The following is a 23300-nucleotide window of genomic DNA, read 5'->3' as shown; positions in this document are numbered from 1 at the left end:
TTACGCCCCCTTTCGTGGTTTTGCCTTTCCTAGATACAACTTGCCGTCCTTCACCTTGCTGTCATACTCATCAAGAGGCGCAAGAGGCGGTGTGCCTTTAATATTCGTACCGTCTTTTTCATAACGGCCTCCGTGGCAAGGACAATAAAATTGGTTTGGGTGGCTTGGATCTGTGTTCCAGTCAATCGTACAACCCAAATGCTTACAAACCGGTGAAAGCGCTATTAATTCACCCTTTCCGTTTTTGTACACCCATGCAGATTGGGTGACCTCCGATTCGTACCATCCGTCTTTTTGCTTGATCTTAAAGTTGAATCGCTTTGGTTCCTTGCCGATCTTGCTGACTTCAGTAACCGCTACCATATCCTGGTCCGCACCCTTTTCAAGGATGGGGTCGATGGCAAAACGCACCATAGGCATGAGCATCCCTGCAGCCATGAATCCTCCGACACCTGTCAATGTGTAGTTCAAAAACTGGCGCCTGGAGATATCTTCCTTAGACATTTCGTTTCCCCCCCTTGCTGTAAATAAAGTCCATCCGGACAATTGTTTTACACACATATTACTAGGACATTAACATGATAGCGTAAGTTGTCTTTTACTGTCAATATGAACATGTATCTCCAGTACTTGGTTTTTCAGCATTCCTGCCACTTATGGAGAATGATCTGAAACAGCTGCTTGACCTGTTCTTTGACGATCTCTTCTTTGTATGAAGGATCCATTGTTTCCATCGGGATGACAGGCATCCAAAGGAGATTTTCTCCCAGCTTCTGTTCACTTTTTTTCCATTCGGCATCACTCGTAAGGAAAAAAATATGCCGGAACCCTTCCTCTTTGAGTTCCTTTACCCATGACAGGAGCCTGGATATGAGAGCTTCTTCACTATCATGTTTTAAATAGGTAAAAGCGGGCATCAGAAATAAACGGCCGTGAAGCTGCCGTTCTGTTTCTTCAGCGATCAGAAGGGAATAATCGGCCATTCCGGCGCTTGTTTTCATCGAAATCCCGAAGGAGAGGGGCTGCAGAGGGATGACAACCGTATCGACGAACTCTTTTGACTGCTGATAAACTGTAATATCACCTGATCTCCATTTCATCTGTGAAGCTCCTTTATGCAATAATAGTTTGCTGTTTACTCCATCGTATCAAAAAACAAAAAATAAAACCCTCTTTTTTAAAAAGAGGGCTACAACTTTCTAAGTTCGTCAGTCAGCTGCTGGAACGTTTCTTCATCTTTTTGATCCAGCGCACGGTCAATTTTTACGAGAATTTTTTGTTTTTTAAACTGAGACACCGATTGGTCCAGAATCAGCTCTGCCCACAGGCCGTATTTGCGGTCTGTCACCATATTGTCAGGCAAATGCGGGTTTTCTTCCAGCACAGAAGCGTACTCGGGTGTCAACCTTGAAGAATTAAAGTTCAATTCGATAAAGATGTCTTCTTCGTGATTAAGCCGGATATCGTGGAATGATTTTTCCGCATCCGTCGTTAAAACATTCTGTTTATAAAAACGGAACGGGACACCATCCGTGCATTGAGCGGACATAATAATGGCTTTAGGGCAATACTCTGCTTTTTCGACAAAGTGAACCTTTTCCATGAGCTGGTCGTCACTGACAAGGTAATTTAACAACCAGACGCACTCACGTTTTTTTAGTTGATAATGATTTAAAAACCATTTAATAAAATCCTTCTTTTCAAGGACAGAAACGGTGCTGCTCATTGTGATCCCCCCATCATTCCTAACCAAAGTATATTACTTTAGTATATTCTTGCCCTCCTTGTTAAATCCTTCTAACCGGAAAGAATATTTACAGAAAAAAGCGGGTGGTTTAGAACTCTTCCAGCCTGCTGATCGTCTCCTCCACATGGTGAAGGTTCGGGTTCAGTGATAAGACATGTTTCAAGATGCCCGCTGCCTTGACAGGTTCTCCTTCTTCAATCAGAAACATTCCGTACTCTTCCAGGAAAACTTCATGATTTTTAAAATAAGGATAGGCCCCTTCATATTGTTCTCTGGCAAGTTTAAATTCTTCTGATTCCTTGTATGCAAAGGCCAGATCCCATATCATCTCGGGTGTCTCATCACCTTGTTCTGCCACATGTGTGAGCAGTTCGATCATATCGTCAAAACGTTCTTCCTTTTTCAGCATGGATGACAAATGAAGGACAGCCTCTGCATTTGATGGGTTAAGCGCAATCACTTCCCTCGCATACTTTTCGCCTTCTTCTCTGTTTCCGGTACGGTACATGAGGCGCGCGGCACGCACTTTAAGGTCTTCATTGAATTCGTCTTTGCTGATTCCTTGCCTGATCACCTCGACCGCTTCATCGAGAGCTCCTTCTTCCTCATAGGAGGCGGCAAGCAATGGATAGAGAGTTGTATATTCAGGATCCAGTTCTTTTAATTCTTCCAGAGCAGAAATGGATGTTTTATACTCCCCTGTTTTATGCGCCGTCAAACCGTATCCGAACAGACTGTGCAGTTCCTTTTTCAACTCCAGCCCTTTTTTATAATACTCGAGAGCTTCTTCAAACTTTCCGCCCCTGCTCAGTGCCTCAGCAAGCCTCAGGTAAAGGTCTCCTTCCGGAAGCGTCGAAGCAATCGGTTCAGCTTCCTTGAAGAAGGCGGCACTCTTGATAAAATCGCCCCTCTCTAAATACAGTTCACCAAGAGCATAGGCAAGGACAGGCTCGTCCGGTCTCGTCTTCTTGGCCTTCAGCAGCTTTTGTTCTGCTACTTCATGAAGCCCCTGCATAAAATAAAGGTCTGCCTGCAGAAGGAGAGATTGGACGTAGGAATCGTCATATGCACTGATCTGTCCCAGTATTTCAAGAGCTTCGTCTTCCTTTTCCATCTCGATGAGCAGCTCGGCGGCAAAGATGCCGAGGTCCCCATCCTCAGGATAAAAAGCTCTTAGCTGTTTGACGATTCCCATCGCTTCCTCTAAATGTCCCCAGTTTTCATAGACCCTTGCGATTGTGTAGAGCGTTTGATGGTCAGCTTCTTTTCTAAGTAACTCAATGAGCTTCATGCCCTCCTGGACATGTCCCATTTCAACAAGGGTGATGGCTTCCTGTAACTTTTCCACGAATAAAAACTCCTTCTCTCACGGCAGTCTGTTTGGTAACCATTATACATGAGAGAGGGCGTCCGCATCAAAATGTACGTCTTCAACTGCCGCCCTTATATAGACAGGCTATGAGCAAGCAGATAAAGATATGAGTATTTCAAAACAAAAAAAAACCCTGACTTTGAAAGCGCTGTCAGGGAAAACAATAATATGGATAGGAGTGGAGAGAAACCATATTAGTTATATTATAGCAGTCCCGACGTAAAAATCAACAGTATTTTTCGAAAATTTTGAATTTATCGAGAGAGAGACCAAGCCGGCCTCTCTTCTCCAGATGATTTATACCGTTTCTTTTTTCACGTTTCCAGACTTCAGTAAATAGTTTTCCAGGTGTTCAATGATCTCACTGTTCTGCTCTTTGTCACCGATCGTAATCCTCAAGCTTGTCGGAAAACCTAAGGCAGCACCCGAACGCACGATATAGCCTCTTTCCAGGAGATGCTGGAACAAAAGGTTCGAATCCTGTTTAAAATCAATGAGGATAAAATTGGCCTGGGAAGGATAATAGTCCAATCCTCTTGCCTTGCAGAAATCATAAAATTGCTGTAGGCCTTCTCTGTTTCTATCAGAGCAGGACTTGATGAATTCCTGATCTTTAATCGCAGCCCGAGCCGCTGCCTGTGCAATGCGAGAAGTGTTGAACGGTTCTCTGGCAGGTTCAATGGCAGTGATGAGCTTCTCATTACCGATCCCGTAACCGATTCGCAGCGCAGCCAATCCATAGGCTTTAGAAAACGTCCTTAGGATGACGAGGTTTGGATACTTATCCAGGAAAGGGATGGTTTCCGGAAAATCATCGGCTACTACGTATTCATAGTAGGCTTCATCGCTCACGACGAGCACGTTATCCGGAACATCCGCCATAAATGACTTGAACGATTGTTGATCAATATAGTGGCCTGTCGGGTTATTAGGGCTGCAAAGCCAAACGATCCTTGTTTGGCCGTCAATAGCCTTCAGCATGCCATCCAGGTCATGCTCTCCATTAAGCAGCGGAATCTCGCGTACTTCTGCACCTTCAATGACGGCGTTATGCTTGTATTGCGGAAAAGTGTTCGCTGCCATGACCGTGTTCGTGCCTTCACGAAGGAAGCTTCTTGACAAGATCTGCACGACTTCGTCGGATCCGTTGCCAAAAATTAAGCTGCCTTTTTTGACTCCTAAAAAACGTGAAAGCTCCTCCCTGAGTTCTGCACTGTATCCGTCAGGATAAAGCCCAAGATTAGCGGCCTCTGCTGTGATCGCATCTTTTACAGACGGTGAGCTTCCATAAGGATTTTCATTGGATGCCAATTTAACAATTTTGGACAGCCCGTATTCCCTTTTCACTTCCTCAATTGGTTTGCCCGGCTGATAAGGTTTTAAATTTAATAACTGTGATTTTGCCTCCACAAAGACCCTTCCTTTCGGTTAACTGTAAACTTTCAGCGGGACCAGTGCAGCCAGGAAATCTGAAAACGTTTGAAGTGCTTCCCTTTGCTTATCCTCCCTGAGAAGGTCCGGTCCCAGCTCCTCAATTTTTGAAACGATGGTGCTGCCTACGATGAAACCATCACATTTCTCCTCGAATTGCTGCATCTGCTCTCTGCTTGACAGTCCGAAACCGATGAGAACCGGAACTGAACTTGCCGCTCTCGCATCATTCAAAAAGCGGTCGATTCCGCTTGCAAACGATGTCCTTGCCCCGGTAACACCAAGGGAAGAGATGCAATATAGAAATCCTTGTGCGGACTCTCCGATCTCTTTAAGCCTTCCTTCAGATGTAGTGGGTGCAGCGAGAGAAATGAGACTGAGATCATGATCTGAACATGACGCCTGAAGGTCTTTGCTCTCTTCAAAAGGCATATCCGGAACAAGAAGCCCATCTATTTCGTGCTGTGCTGCCAATTCAAAAAATTTCTGTTCTCCCAATTGTAACAAAAGATTGTAATAAGTAAAGATAATGACCGGAATCGTTAAACCAGCAGCTCGCATATCGGAGACGAGCACCATCGCTTTTTCCAGGGTCATATCATTTTCAAGCGCCCGTTTGGAAGCACGCTGAATGACAGGTCCATCTGCGAGCGGATCGGAATAGGGAATCCCAAGTTCAAGAGCATCCGCCCCTGCTTTTTGAAGAGCGATTGCCAGGTCAACGGTAATATCAGGTGAAGGGTCACCTGCTGTAATAAAAGGTACAAACAACGGTGATTTTTTTTGCTGAAACTCTTTTATTCTATTCCCCATGAGCGGCATCCTCCTTCTGCTTTTCAAAAAGTGTATGAACGTCTTTATCTCCTCTGCCCGAGAGGCAGACGATAATATTTTCACCGGATTTCATGCTGCTGGCTTCCTTGAGGGCCTGTGCCACCGCATGTGCACTCTCGAGGGCGCATAAGATGCCTTCTTCACGGCAAAGAAGATTCAGTGCTTCGAGCGCTTCATGATCCGTAATGTTTTCATATCTCACTCGTTCTGTAGATTTTAAGAAAGCATGCTCCGGCCCCACACCCGGATAATCCAAACCTGCGGAGATCGAATAGGGCTCCTGAATCTGCCCCTCCTGGGACTGAAGCAGGTAGGTCATTGAACCATGGATGACACCTGCGGTCCCATTGGCCATGGTCGCGGCATGCAATCCAGTCAAGAGGCCTTTTCCTCCGGCTTCAACCCCGACTAGAGAAACATCCTCTTCAACGAAGGCGGAAAACATACCGATCGCATTGCTGCCGCCTCCGACACATGCGACGACTTTATCTGGCAGGCGGCCATCCTTAATTTGTGCAAACTGGGCTTTTGCCTCGTAACCGATGACACTCTGAAACTCTTTAACGATCTTTGGATAAGGATGGGGCCCTACAGCCGAACCGATCATGTAGAAGGTATCATCAACAGATGCTACCCATTGGCGTATCGCTTCATTCGTTGCGTCTTTCAGTGTTTTCGTGCCGCTGCTCACAGGAATCACTTCTGCTCCAAGCAGTTTCATACGGAATACATTTAACGCCTGCCGCCTGATGTCCTCTTCGCCCATGTACACTTTACATTCCAAACCATACCTTGAGGCCGCTGTAGCGGCTGCAACCCCATGCTGTCCCGCTCCTGTTTCAGCGATGATTTTTTTCTTGTCCATTCTTTTGGCTAGAAGCGCCTGCCCGATCGCGTTATTGATCTTATGTGCACCAGTATGGTTCAAGTCTTCCCGTTTCAGGTAGATGGAAGCTCCCCCCACCCGTCTGCTCAGCTTTCCAGCATAGGTTAATGGGGTGGGCCGGCCGGAATAGTCGGTCAGTTCATGCTGAAGTTCCTCCATGAAGCCTGAGTCTTCAATCGCTTCCTTGAATCCTTTTTCAAGGTCTTCCAAAGCAAACATAATCGTTTCCGGTACAAATTTTCCGCCAAATTCTCCATATCTGCCCCGGCTGTCAGGATATACTGCTTTCATTTTGCATCATCATCCCTTCTAAATCCTTAATTTTCATACGGCTTTTTTTGCCGTCTTCTTCAATTCCGCTGCTTATATCAATGCCGTGCGGACGATAGTTCAGCAGCTTCATAATATTTTCCGCCTGAATACCTCCCGCGATAAAACAAGCAACGCCTTGCCGTGCGGCCTCTTCTAAATACATGGGCACCGCCTCCCAGTCGAAGGCTGTGCCCGTCCCTCCATATACTCCTTCTACACGGGCATCGATAACGTATGCATCCGCGAATCCTTCAAACTCTTTCATGGAGTTCCATCCGCTTGCCTCATGCCGTATCGCTTTCCATATTGTTTTTCCGGTTACTCGTTTCAGTTCTTGAAGAAAGCCAGGTGTTTCGTCTCCATGGCATTGAATGATATTCAACGGTGCTTTTTCTAAAGCATCCTGCACCTCTTCAATCGTCGGGTTAACAAATACACCTGTTAATTGCAGGTTGACAGGCTGGATCTCCCTAATCCACCGCCCCGCGTCTTCCGGATCAACCCTCCGTTTGCTCGAAGCAAAAATAAAGCCTGCAAAATCAGCCAGTGATTCTTTCACAAGAAGGAGATCTTCCTTGCTTCGGCAGCCGCAATATTTAATAAACGGAATTTTAGCTGCCATACAAGATTCGGATCCCTTCAGCCGGCGATGATGCGCGCATCAGTGTTTCACCGACCAAGATCGCATCGATGCTGTGGCTTCGCAAGAAATGGAGATCTTCTGTATCTTTTATCCCGCTCTCGCTGACGGTTAAGATGCCCTCAGGTATGTGGCTTGCGATGGCGGCGGTATGGTTAACGTCCGTTTTGAACGTACGAAGGTCTCTATTGTTGATTCCGATCAGTTCAGGAGTAAACTCATTCAGGACGGCTTGCAGTTCCTCGACTGAGTGGACTTCCACCAGGCACTCAAGATCGTGTTCATGGGCAAAACGATAGAGCTCGTGCAGTTTTTGCGGTGTCATCGCCGCAGCGATCAGCAAGATGGCGTCGGCCCCGATATGAGCACTCTCAAGCACTTGAATTTTATCGATAATAAAGTCTTTTCTTAATACCGGAAGGGAGACCATCTGTTTCACCGCTACCAGATCGGCTATATGCCCCTGGAAAAAACGCTGATCAGTCAGCACCGAGATCGCAGCTGCCCCCCCCTGTTCATATTCAGCAGCTATTTCTGCAGGTACATAATGTTCTTTAATCGTCCCTTTTGAAGGCGATGCTTTTTTTACTTCAGCGATGAGTGCAGGGGAGGCTTCTGATGCTCTGATCGCTTTATAGAGAGAGGTCTTCTTTCTGTCACGTTTTAAACTGTAGCAGGTTTCGAGCTTTGTGATCTCTTCTTTTTTTTGTTCAAGAATTTGTTGCAGCATATGGAACTCCTCCTGTATGGTTCTGTATCATCTCTAAATGCCGGATGGCACTGCCATTTTCAATGATGCCGCGGGCCAATTTAACACCTTCACGGATGCTTGAGACTCGATCTGTAAGATACAATGAAGCAGCTGTATTATAGATCACGATATTTTCCGCAGAAGCATTCGCTTGGCCCCGCAGGACCGCACGAATGAGCTGAGCGCTTTCCTCGCTGGACCCGACCGTTACCTCCTTCGGCTGTCCATATGGGAGTCCGGCATCTTCAGGGGTAAGGATAAATTCGCTCACGTTGCCGTTTTCCACTTCATAAAAGTGGGTCGGTGCGAAGATAGAACATTCATCAAGCCCATCTGCCCCTGTGACGACGAGCGTCCTCTGGTGTTTGAACTCGGCGATGGCATGCGCCATCTTCTTTGCCGTTTCATTGTTATAGGCGCCAATCAGCTGATGGGTCGGATGAGCCGGATTGCATAAAGGCCCAAGAATATTAAATACAGTACGGAAGGAAAGTCCTTTTCTTGTGTGGCTTGCATGCCGGAGGGCCGGATGATAGTTTGGAGCAAAAAGAAAACAAAGGGAAAATTTCTCCAGGTTCTCTACGATATCTGCCGCGTTGCTGCTCGTTGCGATCCCAAGCTGCTGGAGCACATCTGCACTGCCGCTCTTTGAAGTAACCGCTGAATTGCCGTGTTTGGCAACTTTCACTCCCGCGGAAGACAGTAAGAGGGAGGACGCGGTGGATATATTAAAAGTCGACGCTCCATCTCCGCCTGTTCCGCACGTATCAAGAATTTGCGGATAATCCAAATGGAGAGGTACGGTATGATCCAGTATTGAAGTCGCGAATCCAACGATTTCCTCGATCGTTTCTCCGCGCAGGCGAAGAATCGTAAGCAAACTCGATAGCTGGACTTCCGTTACTTTTCCTTCCAATATTTCGTTCATCATTTGGCTGGCTTCTGCTCGTGTAAAGGTTTCTCCCAGAATGCCTTTTTGAAGCAGTTCTTTGACGGCCATTGCAATTCCTCCTTAATATATTTAGTGCAATAAGTCGGCAAAGATCTATTCATGTAGGGGATAAATAAAAGGAAAGACACAACATGGTTTGTATTCACCTCCATCAAAATGGGAATGAATGAGGCTAAAGGAGGTACAAAAAAAACCATGCACGAAGAGGCATGGGTAGTTTATGTATTCATAACCCTCTGCTCGGCTCCACTCATCATTCTCAACTATTCTCATCTCTAAACTAATCTCTAAACTCTATTCTCGGGTCAAAATTTAAAATCGTTAAAACACAAGATAAAGCATTGTGTTCAATTTGTCAACCCAAAAGCCTGATCACGTAATACCGATCAGTCAATGGTTTCTGATAGACTGTCACGGTCATGCCCCCTGCCTCCGTACGAAAACAGCTGTTCCTCACTGTACGAGGAACATTTTTTAATGATGACGCAGCAAATAAGCCTTCTTTTGCCTTCCTCAAGGCAATCACATCAAGATCCGTCGCCAAAATGGAATAGCTAAAATCACCGCCTCTCTCCTGCAGCATGGAAGAGAGTGTGTAAGGCTCTTCACCTGTTGAACACGCAGCACTCCATATTTTCAATCGGTTCGTACGGCTTAATAGGTCGGGTATGATCTTCTCCTTCACAACAAGCCATCGTTCAGGGTTCCGGTAGAACTCCGAAACGTTGATCGTCATCCGGTCAAGAAATTCGTCCATCAAAAGACGGTCTCTCCTCAAAGCTTTCGAAAAAAGTGCAAAACTTTCATAATTCTTCTTATCGCGAAAAGCAGCTAGCCACCTCTTCATCTGGGCCTCTTTATAGAGCGACAGGTCAATGGAAGTCATGGAATGAATGTCTTTTATAAAATTCGAATAATCTAGATCCACATTTCCTACTCCTTTTTATAGTGTTTACCTTTTTTATCGGCAATTAGGAAACATCCTTAACGCTCATGTAAAGAGGGTAAAAAAAACAGCCGGATTGAATTGACCCCAAAAAGCATTTTACTTTTTGGGACAATCCAGAACGGCTGGTTTTATAACGCTTACATTAAATCCAAGAAGAAATTGTTTTTTCGTAGTTAACGAGTTCGTCTTCCTTGAAGAAAAGACCGATTTCACGAACAGCACTTTCAGGAGAATCAGAACCATGAATGATGTTGTTGCTTACGTTTACTGCAAAGTCGCCGCGAACCGTTCCGGCTGCCGCTTCTGAAGGGTTCGTTTTACCCATCATGTTACGAGCAGTAGCGATTACATTATCTCCTTGCCACACCATAGCGAAAACAGGTCCGGAAGTAATGAAGTTTACCAGCTCTCCGAAGAACGGACGCTCTTTATGTTCTCCATAGTGGTTTTCTGCAAGCTCGCGTGAGATTGTCATCAATTTAGCTCCAGCGAGCTGAAATCCTTTTTTCTCGAATCTTGAAACAATCTCTCCGATCAAATTGCGCTGTACACCATCTGGCTTTACCATTAGAAACGTTTTTTCCACAATAGTTCTCCCCTATCTTCTATGTATTGGTTCAGGGCTTGTATTCTAGCTGAGACCCCTAGAAAATAGTATCAAAAATAATACGATTTAGCAATGAGCTAAAATTTGCGCTTGCCAATATATTTTGCAATCTTGATCATGCTGTTTTTCGCTTGTCCCGCTGGAAGCTGCTCGGCGGCGGCCAGCGCATCGGACAAATAGGACTGCGCAGCCCTGGAAGCTCTTTGAATGGATGAACTGTTTTTGATCTGATCGATAATACCGGAGAATTCATCCTGATCCCACGTTTGATAATATCTCTGGATTCTGTGTTTCAGTTCAGGCATCTGCTCCATCGCATAGAAAACCGGAAGTGTGATGTTCCCTTGTTTCAAATCGCCGCCTGCAGGTTTACCCAGTTCTTTTTCAGTTGCTGTGAAGTCCAGAATGTCGTCGGTGATCTGATACGCCATACCAACGGAATAGCCAAAACGGTACAGCTGCCGTTGCAGCTGTACAGAAGCATTGGAGGCAATCGCCCCAAGCTGGCAGCTGATTGCGATCAAGAGGGCTGTTTTTCTCTTGATTCTCCGCAAATATTGCCTGATGCTCTGATCAAGATCGAACTGTTCTTTAATTTGCTGGATCTCACCAAGGCACATCTCTTTCATGGAATAAGAGAGGACTTGATGTGCTGCGATCTGGCGGACATTGGTCATCATCTCGATCGCTTTAGCAAACAAAAAATCTCCTGTGTACATCGCAACTTTATTGTCGTACTGTGATTTTACGGTCTTTGCACCCCTGCGGAGCTCGGCGTCGTCGATCACATCGTCATGAACGAGAGACGCCATATGTATCGTTTCCAGAGCAGCAGCGACTTTTTTCACGCTGCGGACATCATATTCTCCAAAATGTGCGGACAGCAGCACGAAAACAGGCCTGATCCGCTTTCCTCCTGCTTTAAGCAGCTGGCTTCCGGCTTTTTGCAGGATGGGATGGTCTGCGGATATTGACTGTTCAAGTTCAGTTTCAATCTGCTGCAAATCTTTTTTTACATGTGAATAGAGTTCTGTCAGTTTCATAGCGTTCACCTAAATGCCCTGTAAGGAGTAGTCAAAAAAAGTAAATGCAGGAACGGACTCAATCAACGAATGCTTATGGGCGAGCTGAAAGTAGTGCTTAAGCCCTTTCAGATGTTCTTCCCCAAAATCATAATTGATGCCATGAAAATAGTTTGCCCAAAAAGAGAATTCTCCCCCATGTGCCGGAAGAATATGTCTGATCATTTCATGATAATGGTCTGACTTCGTTTTTTGTTTGCTCTCGGACATCTCAAATAAGAGTTTCTCGAGCAGAGCCGGCTCTCTTTTAATTGTATCGTTCCGCACCGCCATGACTGCGTACGTCATAGGAAATCCCGTATGATTAAACCATAGTTCACCAAGATCATATACATGGATTTCTTTGTCCTGCCGCCAATCAGCCTTAATCGCATCCTCACCGATCAGCAGGCATGCGTCATGGTCTTGAAGCATCTGATCATAGTGCGGAGCCATCGTTTCGTAAACCGGATTTAGGCCGTAAAATTCTTTAAGAATGATCTTCAGCAGAACGACCGAGGTTGCAGAACTTGAAGTAAGTGCGATTTTCTTGCCATCCAGTTCTCCAACAGCAGTTTTTGAAAATAAGAGAATCGATCCCACTTTTCCAAAGGTGGAAACGGACAGATTGGGAAAAAGGCTGTATTGGCTGCTGTTTTCACCGAATGAAAAGGAAGATATTCCTCCTAGATCGATTTCTCCCCTCGCCATTCTTCGGTTCAGCTCAGCGGGTATCTGAGGAATAAACTTCGAGCCAGTCCTCTCAAATTCATTTTTATTCAAATAAAAAAACATAGGAAGGATGTTTGTATATTTAATCTCGCCGATATTGAGCGCCATTACTCTCCCCACCTCCTAAACAGATCATGCTGGACACCCAAACTGTCCAGCGCTTTGCCGACTAAAAAATCCACCAGATCGTCCAGTGTTTTCGGCAGCTGATAATAACCGGGCATCGCAGGAAGAATCTTGCCGCCTGCCTGGGTTACTTTGAGCATATTTTCCAGATGTATGCTGTTCAGCGGTGTTTCCCGCGGCACAAGGACAAGTTTCCGCCCCTCCTTCAGCATCACATCCGCTGCCCGTTCAAGCAGGTTGCCGGATGCACCGTGAGCAATGCCGGACAACGTGCCCATCGAGCAAGGTATAATAATCATTCCGCTGTTCTGATAAGAACCAGAAGCAATAGGAGCTTTGAAATTCCTAAGCGTATGATAATGAAGCTCACCCGTGCTATCTTTCTGAAAATGTTCCTGAAGAATAGTTTCACGGTCTTCCGTATCCCAACCTAGTTCTTCATGAAAAACCTGCCAGCCGGCTTCGGTGACCATCAGGTGTACTTTATGTCCGCTTTTCAGCAGTTCCTGAACAAGGCGGACACCATAGATGGCTCCGCTCGCTCCTGTTATTCCTACAGCAAAATTTTTCATAGCAGCAAATCTCCCAATGAGAAAATAAACATCACAATGCTCAGAATTCCGTTCATCGTAAAAAAGGCAACATTCAGTTTAGACAAATCTTCCGGAGAAACCATGGAGTGCTCATAGATCATAATCGCTCCTGATAAAAACACTCCGGCAAAATAGACCCATCCGAACGAGGAAAAGGCACCGAGCACTAAGAAGGCTGTAAAGCTAAGCACATGAAAACAGCGGGCGATAAAAAGGGCTTTTGGAATTCCGAAATAAGACGGAATGGAATACAGCCCATGATTTCTGTCATAATCCGCATCCTGAGTGGCATAAATCACATCAAACCCAGCTGTCCAGAACACCACACCGGCATAGAGCAGAAAGGCTTCTGCCGAGAGAGTTCCAGTTGCTCCGACCCATCCTCCCAGTGGGGCCAAAGCAATCGTTGCTCCCAGAATCACGTGGCATAAGTAGGTAAAGCGCTTCGTATAGGAATAGAATACTAGAAAAAAAACAGCCAGCGGTAAAAGCCACACGGAAAGAAGGTTAAGCTGTGAAGCACTGACAAACAGCAGAACAAAAGAACCGGCAATAAATAATACGGCTTCTTTCATGCTGATTAATTTTGCAGGGATGGCCCTTGTTGCCGTCCTTGGATTTTTTTGGTCAATCCTTGCGTCGATGACACGGTTTAGCGTCATCGCTGCGCTGCGCGCACCGACCATGGCAAGAGTAATCCAGATCCATTCGCTGATCGATGGAAAAGATCCTTCCTCCACCACATTACCAAGTATCGCCCCCAAAAATGCAAACGGGAGCGCAAATAGAGTATGTTCAAACTTGATCATTTCAAGAATGATAGCTAATTTCTTAAACACAAGCGATCTCTCTTTCTATGTTTGTTTAATTCCCATATGCATGGCAGCCGTTCCAAACGTATAAGGCTTAACGGTTACATGGGATAGACCGGCTTCTTCGAATAAAGTCTTAAGCTCATTTCTGTCCAGGAATTCTCCGGCAGATTCCTGAAGCCAGGAATATTCACTATAGCTCTTTGCCAGAAGTTTCCCCAGGAACGGCATAACGACCGAGAAGTAAAAACGGAATACATGCTTAACGACAGGTGTGGTAGTCTGAGAGGTTTCCAGGCAGACCACTTTCCCGCCAGGCTTTACGACACGGTGCATCTCCCTGATTACCTGGAGATAATCAGGAACGTTCCGAAGACCGAACCCGATGGTCACGTAATCGAACGAATTATCGGGAAAAGGCAGCTCCATAGCATTTCCATGGATCAACTTTACATTCGTGCACCTGAGTTCTGAAACCTTTTTCTTGCCGACTTCCAACATGTTCTGGCTGAAATCCAGTCCGGTTACAGACCCGGATGCCCCGACCGCTTTCGCGAGAGCGATGCTCCAATCCCCTGTGCCGCAACACACATCAAGCGCCCGGCTTCCTTCTTTCACGGCCATGCGTTTCATCGTATCATTTCGCCATCTGGTATGCTGTTTAAAGCTGATCACGTTGTTCATAAAATCATATTGGCCTGAGATTTTTTCAAAGACCGAATGGACCCGCTGTTCTTTTAAATGTTCCATCGCTTATCCTTCCTCCGGCAATAAATAGTGAGGTGCTTCAAGCAGTGCCCTCATTCTCTTTTCCATGAATGGCTTTAATATGTCCGGCTGCTTTTGTGTCTTGAGCCTATGGCGGGAAAGCAGCAGATCATTTTTGATCTGATGATGATAATCTGAAAAAAGAGGATCAGGGCATTGAGAAGCGGCAGATACAAACAAAAACTCAGAGATAAAAGGAATGAACTCTTCCTTGCCAAAGTGTCGTGCCACCCTCGACAGGATCCCAGCCTCCAAGCTTTTGATTCCGCTTGTGATTTCTTCGGGTTTTGATTGTTTGCTGTAGTAAAGCCTCATCTTGCTCTCGTTCACATCCTGAATCGCGAGTGAAAGTGCCCGGATGAGCGGGAGATCTTCACAGAGAGACAGCATGAAATAGTACAGGCTGCTGTAATAATCTCCCGCCAGAACGGTTAATTGCCGTCCTTTCACATTGTCCTTTTGAATCTGAAGTATGTATTCATGTGTATCGAGCGCACTTTGAACGAGCATTACAGCTGCGTAATATTCCTGCAATTCTTCGCCTTCCAGCCCGCTTTCTCTCAAAAGCGAATACGCAATGAGGCATTTATCCTTATTCATCCGGGGAACATCGACATACTTATTTAAAAAGGAATGTTCCATCGCACGTAAAACGTATTCATTTAATTTTTTTATTTCTTGGATGATCTTCATGTCCCTGCCCCCACATCCTGCAAATACAGCATACTCTATCTATTATGTATTATATCATACAGGCCACTCAACAATCCTTTACGCCATAAAGAAAACTTGGCTCGAGCCAAGCTTTATACTTCCGTGTCAACTTCACCATGCCGTGTATATATGACCGCCTTGCCCCGTACTTTGACTGCTGATGTATGCTCAGTGAACTGCGCCAGCATGACCTCGCCCTTATCCAGTTTCTCCGAGTGGTGAAATCTGGTCTCAGTCCCTCTGGTCAATCCTATGACGTTAACACCGTTTTCTTTCGCTTTGATCACAAAAAACTCATTCTCGTTCATCTTCTCGTTCGCCTTCATGCCGTCCACTCCATTTCCTTTAAATTAACCGCGAATAAACGTTAAGACTTCTGCCCTGGCGGCGGCATCCTTAACAAATATTCCTCTTACTGCAGATGTAATGGTTTTAGAGCCCGGCTTCTTCACACCGCGCATCGTCATGCACATATGCTCTGCCTCGACAACGACAATGACACCATGCGGGTCAAGCGTTTCTACCAGCGCATCAGCAACATCAGAAGTAATTCTTTCCTGCAGCTGCGGTCTTCGGGTCACCGCCTCGACTGCTCTTGCAAGTTTGCTGAGCCCGGTAACTTTTCCTCCTCTTGGGATATAGCCGATATGCGCCTTCCCAAAGAATGGGACAAGATGGTGTTCACACATGGAATAGAACGGAATGTCTTTTACAAGAACCAGTTCCTCATGGTCTTCCCCGAAAATCGTAGCAAAATGTTCTTTAGGATCCTGGTTCAGACCCTGAAATACTTCCTGGTACATTTTAGCCACTCTTTTGGGTGTATCAACGAGTCCTTCTCGGGACGGGTCTTCTCCAATGGCCTCAAGTATCATAGTTACTGCTTGCTGTATTTTCTCCTGATCGAATTCCTTCACTGCGGTAGCCTCCATTTTCATTCCTGCAACGTTTTAAGTAGGTTCATTCCCACGTTCGCTGTACGTTTTCTAAAACCGATTCTAGCATATGTAACAAGCAATGGCAAAAAAGGAAGGCTCATGGCGCATTTTTCTTCCAAAATAAAAGAACCGCATAATGCGGTTCTTGCTTGCCCTATGTATAAGCTTATTTTAGAGCATCCTTAAGGGCTTTTCCTGGTTTGAAAGCAGGCACTTTGCTTGCTGCGATTTCGATCTCTTGACCAGTTTGCGGGTTGCGACCCTTACGAGCGGCACGCTCACGAACTTCGAAGTTACCAAAACCGATAAGTTGTACCTTGTTACCTTCTTTAAGAGTTTCAGCGATTGCCTCGAATACTGCATCAACAGCTTTAGTGGCATCCTTTTTAGAAAGTTGAGTTTGTTCAGATACTGCATTTACAAGATCAGTCTTGTTCATTCCATTCACCTCCTCTCAAAGAACACTATCATCTATATATGTTTCTCGGCTGTCTTACTATCATAAAGCGCTGAGCCCTGTTTTATACAGGATTTACTAAATACTTTCGTGACAAGCCTTATAATAAACGATAAGTCATAAGAATTCAATATTTTTATGCGGAAAATAGCGAAAATCCGACTTTTACAGAGCCAATTTGACTTTTTTCAACAAAAAAGACTCCTTTAAAGGAGCCTTTCATTATAAAATAATAGCGATTAAACCTCCAGAACCTTCATTAATTATGCGTTCCAGTGTTTCTTTCAGCTTGTATCTTGCATTCTCCGGCATGAGTGAAATCTTCCCTTGAATGCCTTCTCTTACGATGGAATTGAGGGATCGCCCAAAGATATCTGAGTTCCAGATCGACAGCGGATCTTCCTCAAAATCCTGCATGAGATACCTTACGAGCTCTTCGCTCTGTTTCTCTGTACCGATGATCGGCGCAAACTCTGATTCGACATCTACTTTAATCATATGAATCGATGGTGCTACCGCTTTCAGCCTGACACCAAACCTTGAGCCCTGACGGATAATTTCCGGCTCATCGAGGCTCATATCGGTCAGAGCTGGAGCCGCTATTCCATATCCTGTTTGTTTCACCATCCTTAAGGCGTCAGCGACCTGATCGTACTCCTGCTTGGCATAGGCGAACTCCTGCATCAGCTGCAGCAAGTGGTCTTTCCCCCTGATCTCCACACCGACGACTTCTTTTAATATCTGGTCATACAGGTCATCCGGAGCAAACAAGTCAATTTCGGCAATCCCCTGCCCCATCTCGATGCCTGCGAGACGTGCATCATCGATAAATTCGAAGTCGCTGAAGCTTCCTACGACCCGGTCGACATCTCTAAGCCTTTTAATGTCCTTCACCGTTTCCCTTACCGCTTCTTCGTAGCTTTCCCGCAGCCAATGCTCCTCTCTAAGCACCATGACCCAGCTTGGCAGGTTCACGTTGACTTCAAGAACCGGGAACTCATACAGCACTTCCCTGAGAACATTGTTTATATCATGCTCTGTCATACTCTCAACACTCATGGCGAGAACAGGAATATCATACTTCTCGCAAAGTTCCTTGCGAAGCTGCTCTGTATCTGGATGATGAGGGTGCACAGAGTTGACTACAAGTATAAATGGTTTGCCGACTTCTTTCAGTTCATCGATCACTCTTTCTTCCGATTCGATATAGTCATATCTTGGAATCTCACCGATCGAGCCGTCAGTAGTGACTACGACACCGAGAGTGGAATGCTCCTGAATGACTTTTCTCGTACCGATCTCAGCCGCTTCATGAAAAGGAATCGGTTCATCATACCATGGTGTATGGATCATTCTCGGGCCGTTCTCATCCTCATAGCCTTTTGCACTCGGCACGGCATAGCCTACACTGTCCACTAGCCGGACATTGACATCCAAACCTTCCCCAACATGGATGCTCACAGCGTTGTTCGGAACAAATTTAGGCTCTGTCGTCATGATGGTCTTCCCTGCTGCACTCTGAGGAAGCTCATCCTGTGCCCGCTGTCGTTCACCATCATTTTGAATGTTAGGCAGCACGACCAGCTCCATAAACCGTTTGATAAAGGTAGATTTCCCTGTGCGAACAGCACCGACTACTCCGAGATAAATGTCTCCTCCTGTCCGTTCAGCGATATCTTTGAAAATATCGATTTTTTCCATTCATTTCCCTCCCGATCCAAATAAGTTCCGGATGCTATTCTTGGACAATACATACTTATGATGTTGTCCCAAAAATATGATAAGGAATGAAAGTTTTTTCATACAAAAATCAGCGATGGACCTCAGTTCGTTGTATAGACCGGGAGAGAAGCACAAACACTTGTGATCTTCCGTGTGCAAACTGTCCAGGTTATCACCATGTCCGTTTTTATATAAAAAACCCTCCTCCTTTTCTATGAATGTATTAAAAAGGAGGAGAGTTCATGCCAATTATTTATGGGTGCCGTGGAAAGTTATTGATCCGTTACCTGAAACTCGGGTTCTCCGTTCTTAACCGTATAAGGAACGGACCGTACTGGAACAAAGAAGGAATTTTTAGTAAGAAGCGTCCGAACATCTTCCCCCTTTTTCACAGGGAGTCCCTTTTTGATGAGTGGATAAAGATCCATGGAATAGTCCACGTGGACTTTTGAGTCATTATCAACAATGAATGGCAGGTTCTTTCCGGAGTAAGGGCTGACAGCGTATGGCGCTTCTTTGTAGCCCATCTTTTTGTAATCAAGGGTGTACCTGCCATTGGCCAATATCTTTTGATATGGCGGATATTTATGGGTTCGGACATACTCCTTCAGTCTGGCTTCCAGATCCTGTGCTTTGTTCACGATCACCAGATCTATCAGCCTTACTTTTGGCTTTGTTTCTGCATCAATGAGCACATACTGGAACGTTCCGCCTTTTTCAAACGAATTTCCTGGAGGCTGCTGCATGTACTTTGGGACAAGCCTTCCAAAATCAATCGGGTATTTTTCATAGACGTCTGTTGAGGCGTCTTTGTTTTTGATCGGCAGCACTGACGTCTCTTTATGGTAATCGTCCACCGCAGACTGCACCATGGCAATCTGGTCTTTATAAGGGACCCGGTTTTCACTTTTTTGGCTGTCAGGATACAGACACCCCGTCAGGCTGAAGAGCAGGCAAACTAAAAACGTGAGAGTACATATCTTTTTCATGTTTCTGGCGTACCTATCCTTTCACCGGTCCGCTAAAGACTACGAGTACAATTAAGATGCCTGCTGTAATCATGCAAATATATGCGATAGCTGCCAGTATGTATTTAAAAATCCCTTTTAGTTTTAACCTGCTGATCATGATTGAAAAAACCGCGATAAACATCAATGCGATGGATGAAAGCGCAACCCACATTTTCATTAATCCAGCGTCCATTTATATCCCCCTTTGCATACAGCGTAAATTATAGCATAAAACAAAAGAAATGCGTATGTGCTCATGTTTTGGTCCGACAAGCGCTGGAGCGATTCTGGCGGTAGTGTGAAGACGACTAGGGATGAAAAGAAGATCTCACTTTTCCTCTTTCGAGAACCAGGGTGAAATATGATTCAAATTCATCTTTTAAGTTGTAGATGGACACTTCTTTCTTACATCAAAAAAAGACAGGCCGGTGTCTGATACACCGCCTGCCGAATGACTAAATACACCAATTTGCAGATTGATTGGCTATCCGTTCAAGCATACCTATTTGTTATCGAACATTTTGGATAATGTGCTGAAATCCAGAGGTACATTGTTATTAATAACCGCATTGACAATTTGATCTTCTTTTTGCCTAGAAACAGGGACACCGGCCAAGGAGGCTACCTGGGAGATCAGTCTTCTTAAAGTGCGTTCATCCCGCAGATTTTCATTGCTGACGGTCTGGGCTAGTTTAAAAATATCTTCTTTCTTAACGTTCGTTTTCTTCTCAACTTTATCAAAAAATTGATTGTTCCGATCCATTTTTCGTCCTCCTCCAACAACCTATTCACCATTATCCTATGCGTTAGTCTAATAATCGTGATAGAAATCGGGAAGATAACCGTATGGATGATTCGGACATTTTTTTTCCTATAAAAGAGAAGATACGTCTTCCACCTCATGGGTCCTGCTTCTTCTCATCAGCTCATCCACAGCTTCCTTTGCATTCTTTCCGTCAAACAGAACATCGTGAAGAACATTCGTGATCGGCATCTCCACATTTTCTTTCTGAGCGAGCTGATATGCTGCTTTCGTTGTTCTTACCCCTTCAACGACCATCCCCATCTTTTCAAGCACAGCTTCGAGTGCTTCTCCTTTGCCCAGCATGTTTCCGGCCCTCCAGTTTCTGCTGTGGACACTCGTACAAGTAACGATTAAGTCTCCAATTCCGGTCAAACCTGCGAACGTCAGCGGGTTAGCCCCCATCTTCGTTCCCAGTCTGGCGATCTCAGCGAGCCCTCTTGTAATCAGAGCGGCTTTCGCGTTGTCTCCATAGCCAAGACCGTCGGACATGCCCGCCCCAAGGGCAATGATATTCTTCAATGCTCCGCCGAGTTCAACGCCCACAATATCTGGATTGGTGTACACCCTGAAATTCTGGTTAATAAACAGGTCCTGAACAAATTCCGCTTCCTCAATATCCGATGAGGAAACAGTGACGGTAGTAGGCTGTCTCAGAGAAACTTCCTCCGCATGGCTTGGCCCGGACAATACAACGATGGATTTTCGTTTATCTGCAGGCACTTCCTCCTCAATGATCTCGGATACCCGTTTATACGTTTCCGGTTCGATCCCTTTGCTGGCATGAACGATGGTGACCGGCTGATCTAAATGAGCTGTCAGATCCCCCAGTACCTCTCGAATCGCTTTAGTAGGAGCGACGAGCAGGATCGTTCCAGTTCCTGAAACCGCTTCCTGGAGATCGGTAAAACCCCGAAGCTCTTCAGGAAGCGAAACGCGCGGCAAATATTTTTCATTGGTATGTAGGGAATTAATTTCTTCAATCTGTTCTTGTCTTCTTCCCCATATGCGAACATCGTGTCCGTTATCCGCTAGTACGAGGGCCAGCGCTGTGCCCCAGCTGCCGGCACCGACTACTGCTACTTTTTCCATTGCTAATCCACTCCTTGCTTAATGCCCTATTTTTCTTTCATTTCCTTTTAAAAGTCTGGAGATATTGGTGCGGTGCCTCCATATCGAGAGAACACCGATCAATGAGGCGCATAGCGCCGCCTCCGTAGGTATAGTTTTTAAAATAAACATTAAAACAGGCGTCAAAATCATAAATACGATGGAGCCTAACGAAACAAATCGGGTAGCTGCAATGATCAGGATGACGAAGAATCCCGCTATGAGAGCAGGAATAAACGAAGCCACCACAAAAACACCAATCGTCGTCGCCACCCCTTTTCCGCCCTTGAATCCATAATAGACCGGCCAGTTATGGCCGATGATGGACATTGCGCCCGCCGCAATCGCCGCGGTCATATTGTATTGCATGGCAAGTGCTGCCCACACAGGGATCATTCCTTTCAGCCCGTCCAGCAGGAGCACGCAGATGGCAGGACCCACACCGATCACACGCAGTGTGTTCGTCGCCCCGGCATTACCGCTCCCCAGCTTGCGTATATCACCTTTTTTCATACCTTTAGTGATCATATAGCTGAAACTGATCGAACCTAATAAATAAGCACCGATAAACAACAAGACAATCTGCATGAAGTTCACCTATTCATTTTTTTTGCGGGCAACGATTCTGATCGGAGTGCCAGTAAAGCCAAACGTCTCCCTCACTTTGTTTTCAAGGAACCGGCGGTATGAAAAATGAAGAAGTTCCGGATCATTGACAAAAAGTGCGATGGTAGGCGGCTTGATGGCTACCTGTGTAGCATAATTGATCTTCAGGCGTTTACCGTTGTCCGTCGGTGTAGGGTTCATCGCCACCGCATCCATAATAACATCGTTAAGGACGTTTGTCTGGATACGAAGAGAATGGTTCTCAGCCACTTGGTTGATCAAAGGATAGAGCGTATGAAGCCTTTGTTTTGTTTTTGCGGATACGAAAAGGATCGGAGCATAGCTTAAATACAAGAAATGATCGCGGATCTTCTGTTCAAATTCGCGGAGTGTTTTATCATCTTTTTCAATGGCATCCCATTTATTTACGATAATAATCACGGCTTTGCCTGCTTCATGCGCGAAGCCTGCCACTTTTTTATCCTGCTCGATAATTCCTTCTTCTGCGTTTAGTACAACACAAACGACATCAGCCCGTTCGATGGCCTTTAAAGCACGAAGAACGCTATATTTTTCGGTATGTTCATAGACTTTCCCTCTTTTTCTCATGCCTGCCGTGTCAATGATCGTATATTTCTGGCCTTCACGAGTAAATTCCGAATCGATCGCGTCTCTCGTTGTTCCGGCGATATCGCTGACGATGACACGCTCTTTACCTAATATCGCATTAACGAGCGATGACTTGCCAACGTTTGGACGTCCGATGAGACAGAAACGGATTGTTTCATCATCTTCCTCTTCCTCAGGCTGTTCTGGAAAATGGCTGAATACTGCATCCAGAAGGTCTCCTAAACCAATGCCGTGAGATCCTGATACAGGATAAGGCTCTCCCATTCCAAGAGAATAAAAATCATAGATCAAATCCTTGCGTTCCGGATTATCAATTTTATTTACCCCAAGGACAACCGGTTTCTTTGACCGATATAGGAGTTTTGCGACTTCTTCATCAGCTGCTGTAACCCCTTCTTTTCCATCCGCAAGAAAAAGGATCACATCGGCTTCATCGATAGCGACCTCTGCCTGCTGCCTCATGAGATGCAATAGAGGTTCATCACCGATTTCGATTCCACCGGTATCAATTATATTAAATTCACGGTTCAGCCATTCGGCTGAACTATAGATTCTGTCCCTTGTCACACCCGGCATATCTTCCACGATAGAAACCCGGTCTCCGACAATACGGTTAAATATTGTGGACTTTCCCACATTCGGTCTTCCGACGATGGCCAAAACTGGCTTTTGCATGTCGACACATCCTTTTAACTTAATAGTCCAAAAAAAGAAAACCCTTCCGGAATGAAGGGCCTA

General features: G+C 45.5%; 28 protein-coding genes. All 28 read right to left on the bottom strand.

Annotated features, from left to right (window positions below):
* Positions 1 to 504: a ubiquinol-cytochrome c reductase iron-sulfur subunit gene (locus tag ABHN01_RS12485; protein ID WP_290400671.1), complete on the bottom strand. Its 504-nt coding sequence runs from the start codon at positions 502 to 504 to the stop codon at positions 1 to 3.
* A 134-nt stretch (positions 505 to 638) separates the two neighbouring features.
* Positions 639 to 1100, bottom strand: coding sequence for a YpiF family protein (locus ABHN01_RS12480; RefSeq protein WP_429875790.1), 462 nt, complete (start codon positions 1098 to 1100; stop codon positions 639 to 641).
* A gap of 89 nt (positions 1101 to 1189) precedes the next feature.
* Positions 1190 to 1726, bottom strand: a complete 537-nt coding sequence (locus ABHN01_RS12475) for a ReoY family proteolytic degradation factor (RefSeq protein ID WP_290400673.1) — start codon at positions 1724 to 1726, stop codon at positions 1190 to 1192.
* 109 nt (positions 1727 to 1835) lie between these two features.
* Positions 1836 to 3095 carry a tetratricopeptide repeat protein gene (locus ABHN01_RS12470; protein WP_429875789.1) on the bottom strand — a complete coding sequence of 420 codons (1260 nt, stop codon included), beginning with the start codon at positions 3093 to 3095 and terminating at the stop codon, positions 1836 to 1838.
* Positions 3096 to 3416: 321 nt separating this feature from the next.
* Positions 3417 to 4529, bottom strand: coding sequence for a histidinol-phosphate transaminase (gene hisC, locus ABHN01_RS12465; RefSeq protein WP_429875788.1), 1113 nt, complete (start codon positions 4527 to 4529; stop codon positions 3417 to 3419).
* Positions 4530 to 4547: 18 nt separating this feature from the next.
* The gene (gene trpA / locus ABHN01_RS12460; protein ID WP_429875787.1) at positions 4548 to 5363 is read right to left on the bottom strand and encodes a tryptophan synthase subunit alpha; all 816 of its coding nucleotides are present in this window, start codon (positions 5361 to 5363) and stop codon (positions 4548 to 4550) included.
* Entirely contained in the window at positions 5353 to 6561 is a 1209-nt protein-coding gene (trpB, locus tag ABHN01_RS12455) for a tryptophan synthase subunit beta (RefSeq protein WP_429875786.1), read from the bottom strand. Before trpB ends, trpA begins: the two co-directional genes overlap by 11 nt.
* Positions 6542 to 7204 carry a phosphoribosylanthranilate isomerase gene (locus ABHN01_RS12450; protein ID WP_429875785.1) on the bottom strand — a complete coding sequence of 221 codons (663 nt, stop codon included), beginning with the start codon at positions 7202 to 7204 and terminating at the stop codon, positions 6542 to 6544. Before ABHN01_RS12450 ends, trpB begins: the two co-directional genes overlap by 20 nt.
* Entirely contained in the window at positions 7194 to 7952 is a 759-nt protein-coding gene (gene trpC, locus ABHN01_RS12445; RefSeq protein ID WP_429875784.1) for an indole-3-glycerol phosphate synthase TrpC, read from the bottom strand. The genes ABHN01_RS12450 and trpC overlap by 11 nt, the downstream gene beginning before the upstream one ends.
* A complete protein-coding gene (trpD, locus tag ABHN01_RS12440; protein WP_429875783.1) occupies positions 7933 to 8973 on the bottom strand; it encodes an anthranilate phosphoribosyltransferase in 1041 nt (346 codons plus the stop codon). The genes trpC and trpD overlap by 20 nt, the downstream gene beginning before the upstream one ends.
* 307 nt (positions 8974 to 9280) lie before the next feature.
* Positions 9281 to 9853, bottom strand: a complete 573-nt coding sequence (locus ABHN01_RS12435) for a CheR family methyltransferase (RefSeq protein ID WP_429875782.1) — start codon at positions 9851 to 9853, stop codon at positions 9281 to 9283.
* A 163-nt stretch (positions 9854 to 10016) separates the two neighbouring features.
* Positions 10017 to 10460 (bottom strand): nucleoside-diphosphate kinase, encoded by a 444-nt coding sequence (gene ndk, locus ABHN01_RS12430; protein WP_429875781.1) that lies wholly within the window; start codon positions 10458 to 10460, stop codon positions 10017 to 10019.
* A 98-nt stretch (positions 10461 to 10558) separates the two neighbouring features.
* A complete protein-coding gene (hepT, locus tag ABHN01_RS12425; RefSeq protein WP_429875780.1) occupies positions 10559 to 11524 on the bottom strand; it encodes a heptaprenyl diphosphate synthase component II in 966 nt (321 codons plus the stop codon).
* Positions 11525 to 11533: 9 nt separating this feature from the next.
* Positions 11534 to 12382, bottom strand: a complete 849-nt coding sequence (locus tag ABHN01_RS12420) for a menaquinone biosynthesis protein (protein ID WP_429875779.1) — start codon at positions 12380 to 12382, stop codon at positions 11534 to 11536.
* Complete coding sequence (locus tag ABHN01_RS12415) at positions 12382 to 12972, bottom strand: UbiX family flavin prenyltransferase (RefSeq protein ID WP_429875778.1); 591 nt, start codon at positions 12970 to 12972, stop codon at positions 12382 to 12384. The genes ABHN01_RS12420 and ABHN01_RS12415 overlap by 1 nt, the downstream gene beginning before the upstream one ends.
* Positions 12969 to 13832, bottom strand: a complete 864-nt coding sequence (locus ABHN01_RS12410) for a UbiA-like polyprenyltransferase (protein WP_429875777.1) — start codon at positions 13830 to 13832, stop codon at positions 12969 to 12971. Before ABHN01_RS12410 ends, ABHN01_RS12415 begins: the two co-directional genes overlap by 4 nt.
* 15 nt (positions 13833 to 13847) lie before the next feature.
* Complete coding sequence (locus ABHN01_RS12405; RefSeq protein WP_429875776.1) at positions 13848 to 14555, bottom strand: demethylmenaquinone methyltransferase; 708 nt, start codon at positions 14553 to 14555, stop codon at positions 13848 to 13850.
* Positions 14556 to 14558: 3 nt separating this feature from the next.
* Positions 14559 to 15266 carry a heptaprenyl diphosphate synthase component 1 gene (locus tag ABHN01_RS12400; RefSeq protein ID WP_429875775.1) on the bottom strand — a complete coding sequence of 236 codons (708 nt, stop codon included), beginning with the start codon at positions 15264 to 15266 and terminating at the stop codon, positions 14559 to 14561.
* Between the two features lie 113 nt (positions 15267 to 15379).
* Positions 15380 to 15613, bottom strand: a complete 234-nt coding sequence (gene mtrB / locus ABHN01_RS12395) for a trp RNA-binding attenuation protein MtrB (RefSeq protein WP_290400689.1) — start codon at positions 15611 to 15613, stop codon at positions 15380 to 15382.
* A gap of 24 nt (positions 15614 to 15637) precedes the next feature.
* Entirely contained in the window at positions 15638 to 16204 is a 567-nt protein-coding gene (gene folE, locus ABHN01_RS12390) for a GTP cyclohydrolase I FolE (RefSeq protein ID WP_429875774.1), read from the bottom strand.
* Positions 16205 to 16391: 187 nt separating this feature from the next.
* A complete protein-coding gene (locus ABHN01_RS12385) occupies positions 16392 to 16664 on the bottom strand; it encodes an HU family DNA-binding protein (RefSeq protein ID WP_290400691.1) in 273 nt (90 codons plus the stop codon).
* A 240-nt stretch (positions 16665 to 16904) separates the two neighbouring features.
* Positions 16905 to 18383 carry a stage IV sporulation protein A gene (spoIVA, locus tag ABHN01_RS12380; RefSeq protein WP_290400692.1) on the bottom strand — a complete coding sequence of 493 codons (1479 nt, stop codon included), beginning with the start codon at positions 18381 to 18383 and terminating at the stop codon, positions 16905 to 16907.
* Positions 18384 to 18676: 293 nt separating this feature from the next.
* Positions 18677 to 19393 (bottom strand): hypothetical protein, encoded by a 717-nt coding sequence (locus tag ABHN01_RS12375; RefSeq protein WP_290400693.1) that lies wholly within the window; start codon positions 19391 to 19393, stop codon positions 18677 to 18679.
* A 13-nt stretch (positions 19394 to 19406) separates the two neighbouring features.
* Positions 19407 to 19607, bottom strand: coding sequence for a DUF2768 domain-containing protein (locus ABHN01_RS12370; protein ID WP_290400694.1), 201 nt, complete (start codon positions 19605 to 19607; stop codon positions 19407 to 19409).
* Between the two features lie 309 nt (positions 19608 to 19916).
* The gene (locus ABHN01_RS12365; RefSeq protein WP_290400695.1) at positions 19917 to 20177 is read right to left on the bottom strand and encodes a stage VI sporulation protein F; all 261 of its coding nucleotides are present in this window, start codon (positions 20175 to 20177) and stop codon (positions 19917 to 19919) included.
* Positions 20178 to 20285: 108 nt separating this feature from the next.
* The gene (locus ABHN01_RS12360; RefSeq protein ID WP_429875773.1) at positions 20286 to 21308 is read right to left on the bottom strand and encodes an NAD(P)H-dependent glycerol-3-phosphate dehydrogenase; all 1023 of its coding nucleotides are present in this window, start codon (positions 21306 to 21308) and stop codon (positions 20286 to 20288) included.
* Positions 21309 to 21326: 18 nt separating this feature from the next.
* Positions 21327 to 21914: a glycerol-3-phosphate 1-O-acyltransferase PlsY gene (gene plsY, locus ABHN01_RS12355; protein WP_429875772.1), complete on the bottom strand. Its 588-nt coding sequence runs from the start codon at positions 21912 to 21914 to the stop codon at positions 21327 to 21329.
* A gap of 9 nt (positions 21915 to 21923) precedes the next feature.
* Positions 21924 to 23237: a ribosome biogenesis GTPase Der gene (gene der / locus ABHN01_RS12350; protein WP_290400698.1), complete on the bottom strand. Its 1314-nt coding sequence runs from the start codon at positions 23235 to 23237 to the stop codon at positions 21924 to 21926.
* Positions 23238 to 23300 lie beyond the last annotated feature (63 nt).

The sequence above is a fragment of the Fictibacillus sp. NRS-1165 genome, assembly GCF_050468105.1.
In the GTDB taxonomy this organism is placed as follows: Bacteria; Bacillota; Bacilli; order Bacillales; family Fictibacillaceae; genus Fictibacillus_C; species Fictibacillus_C terrinigri.
Note: the sequence above shows the minus strand (reverse complement) of the source record. Positions and strands in the feature narration are given on the sequence as shown.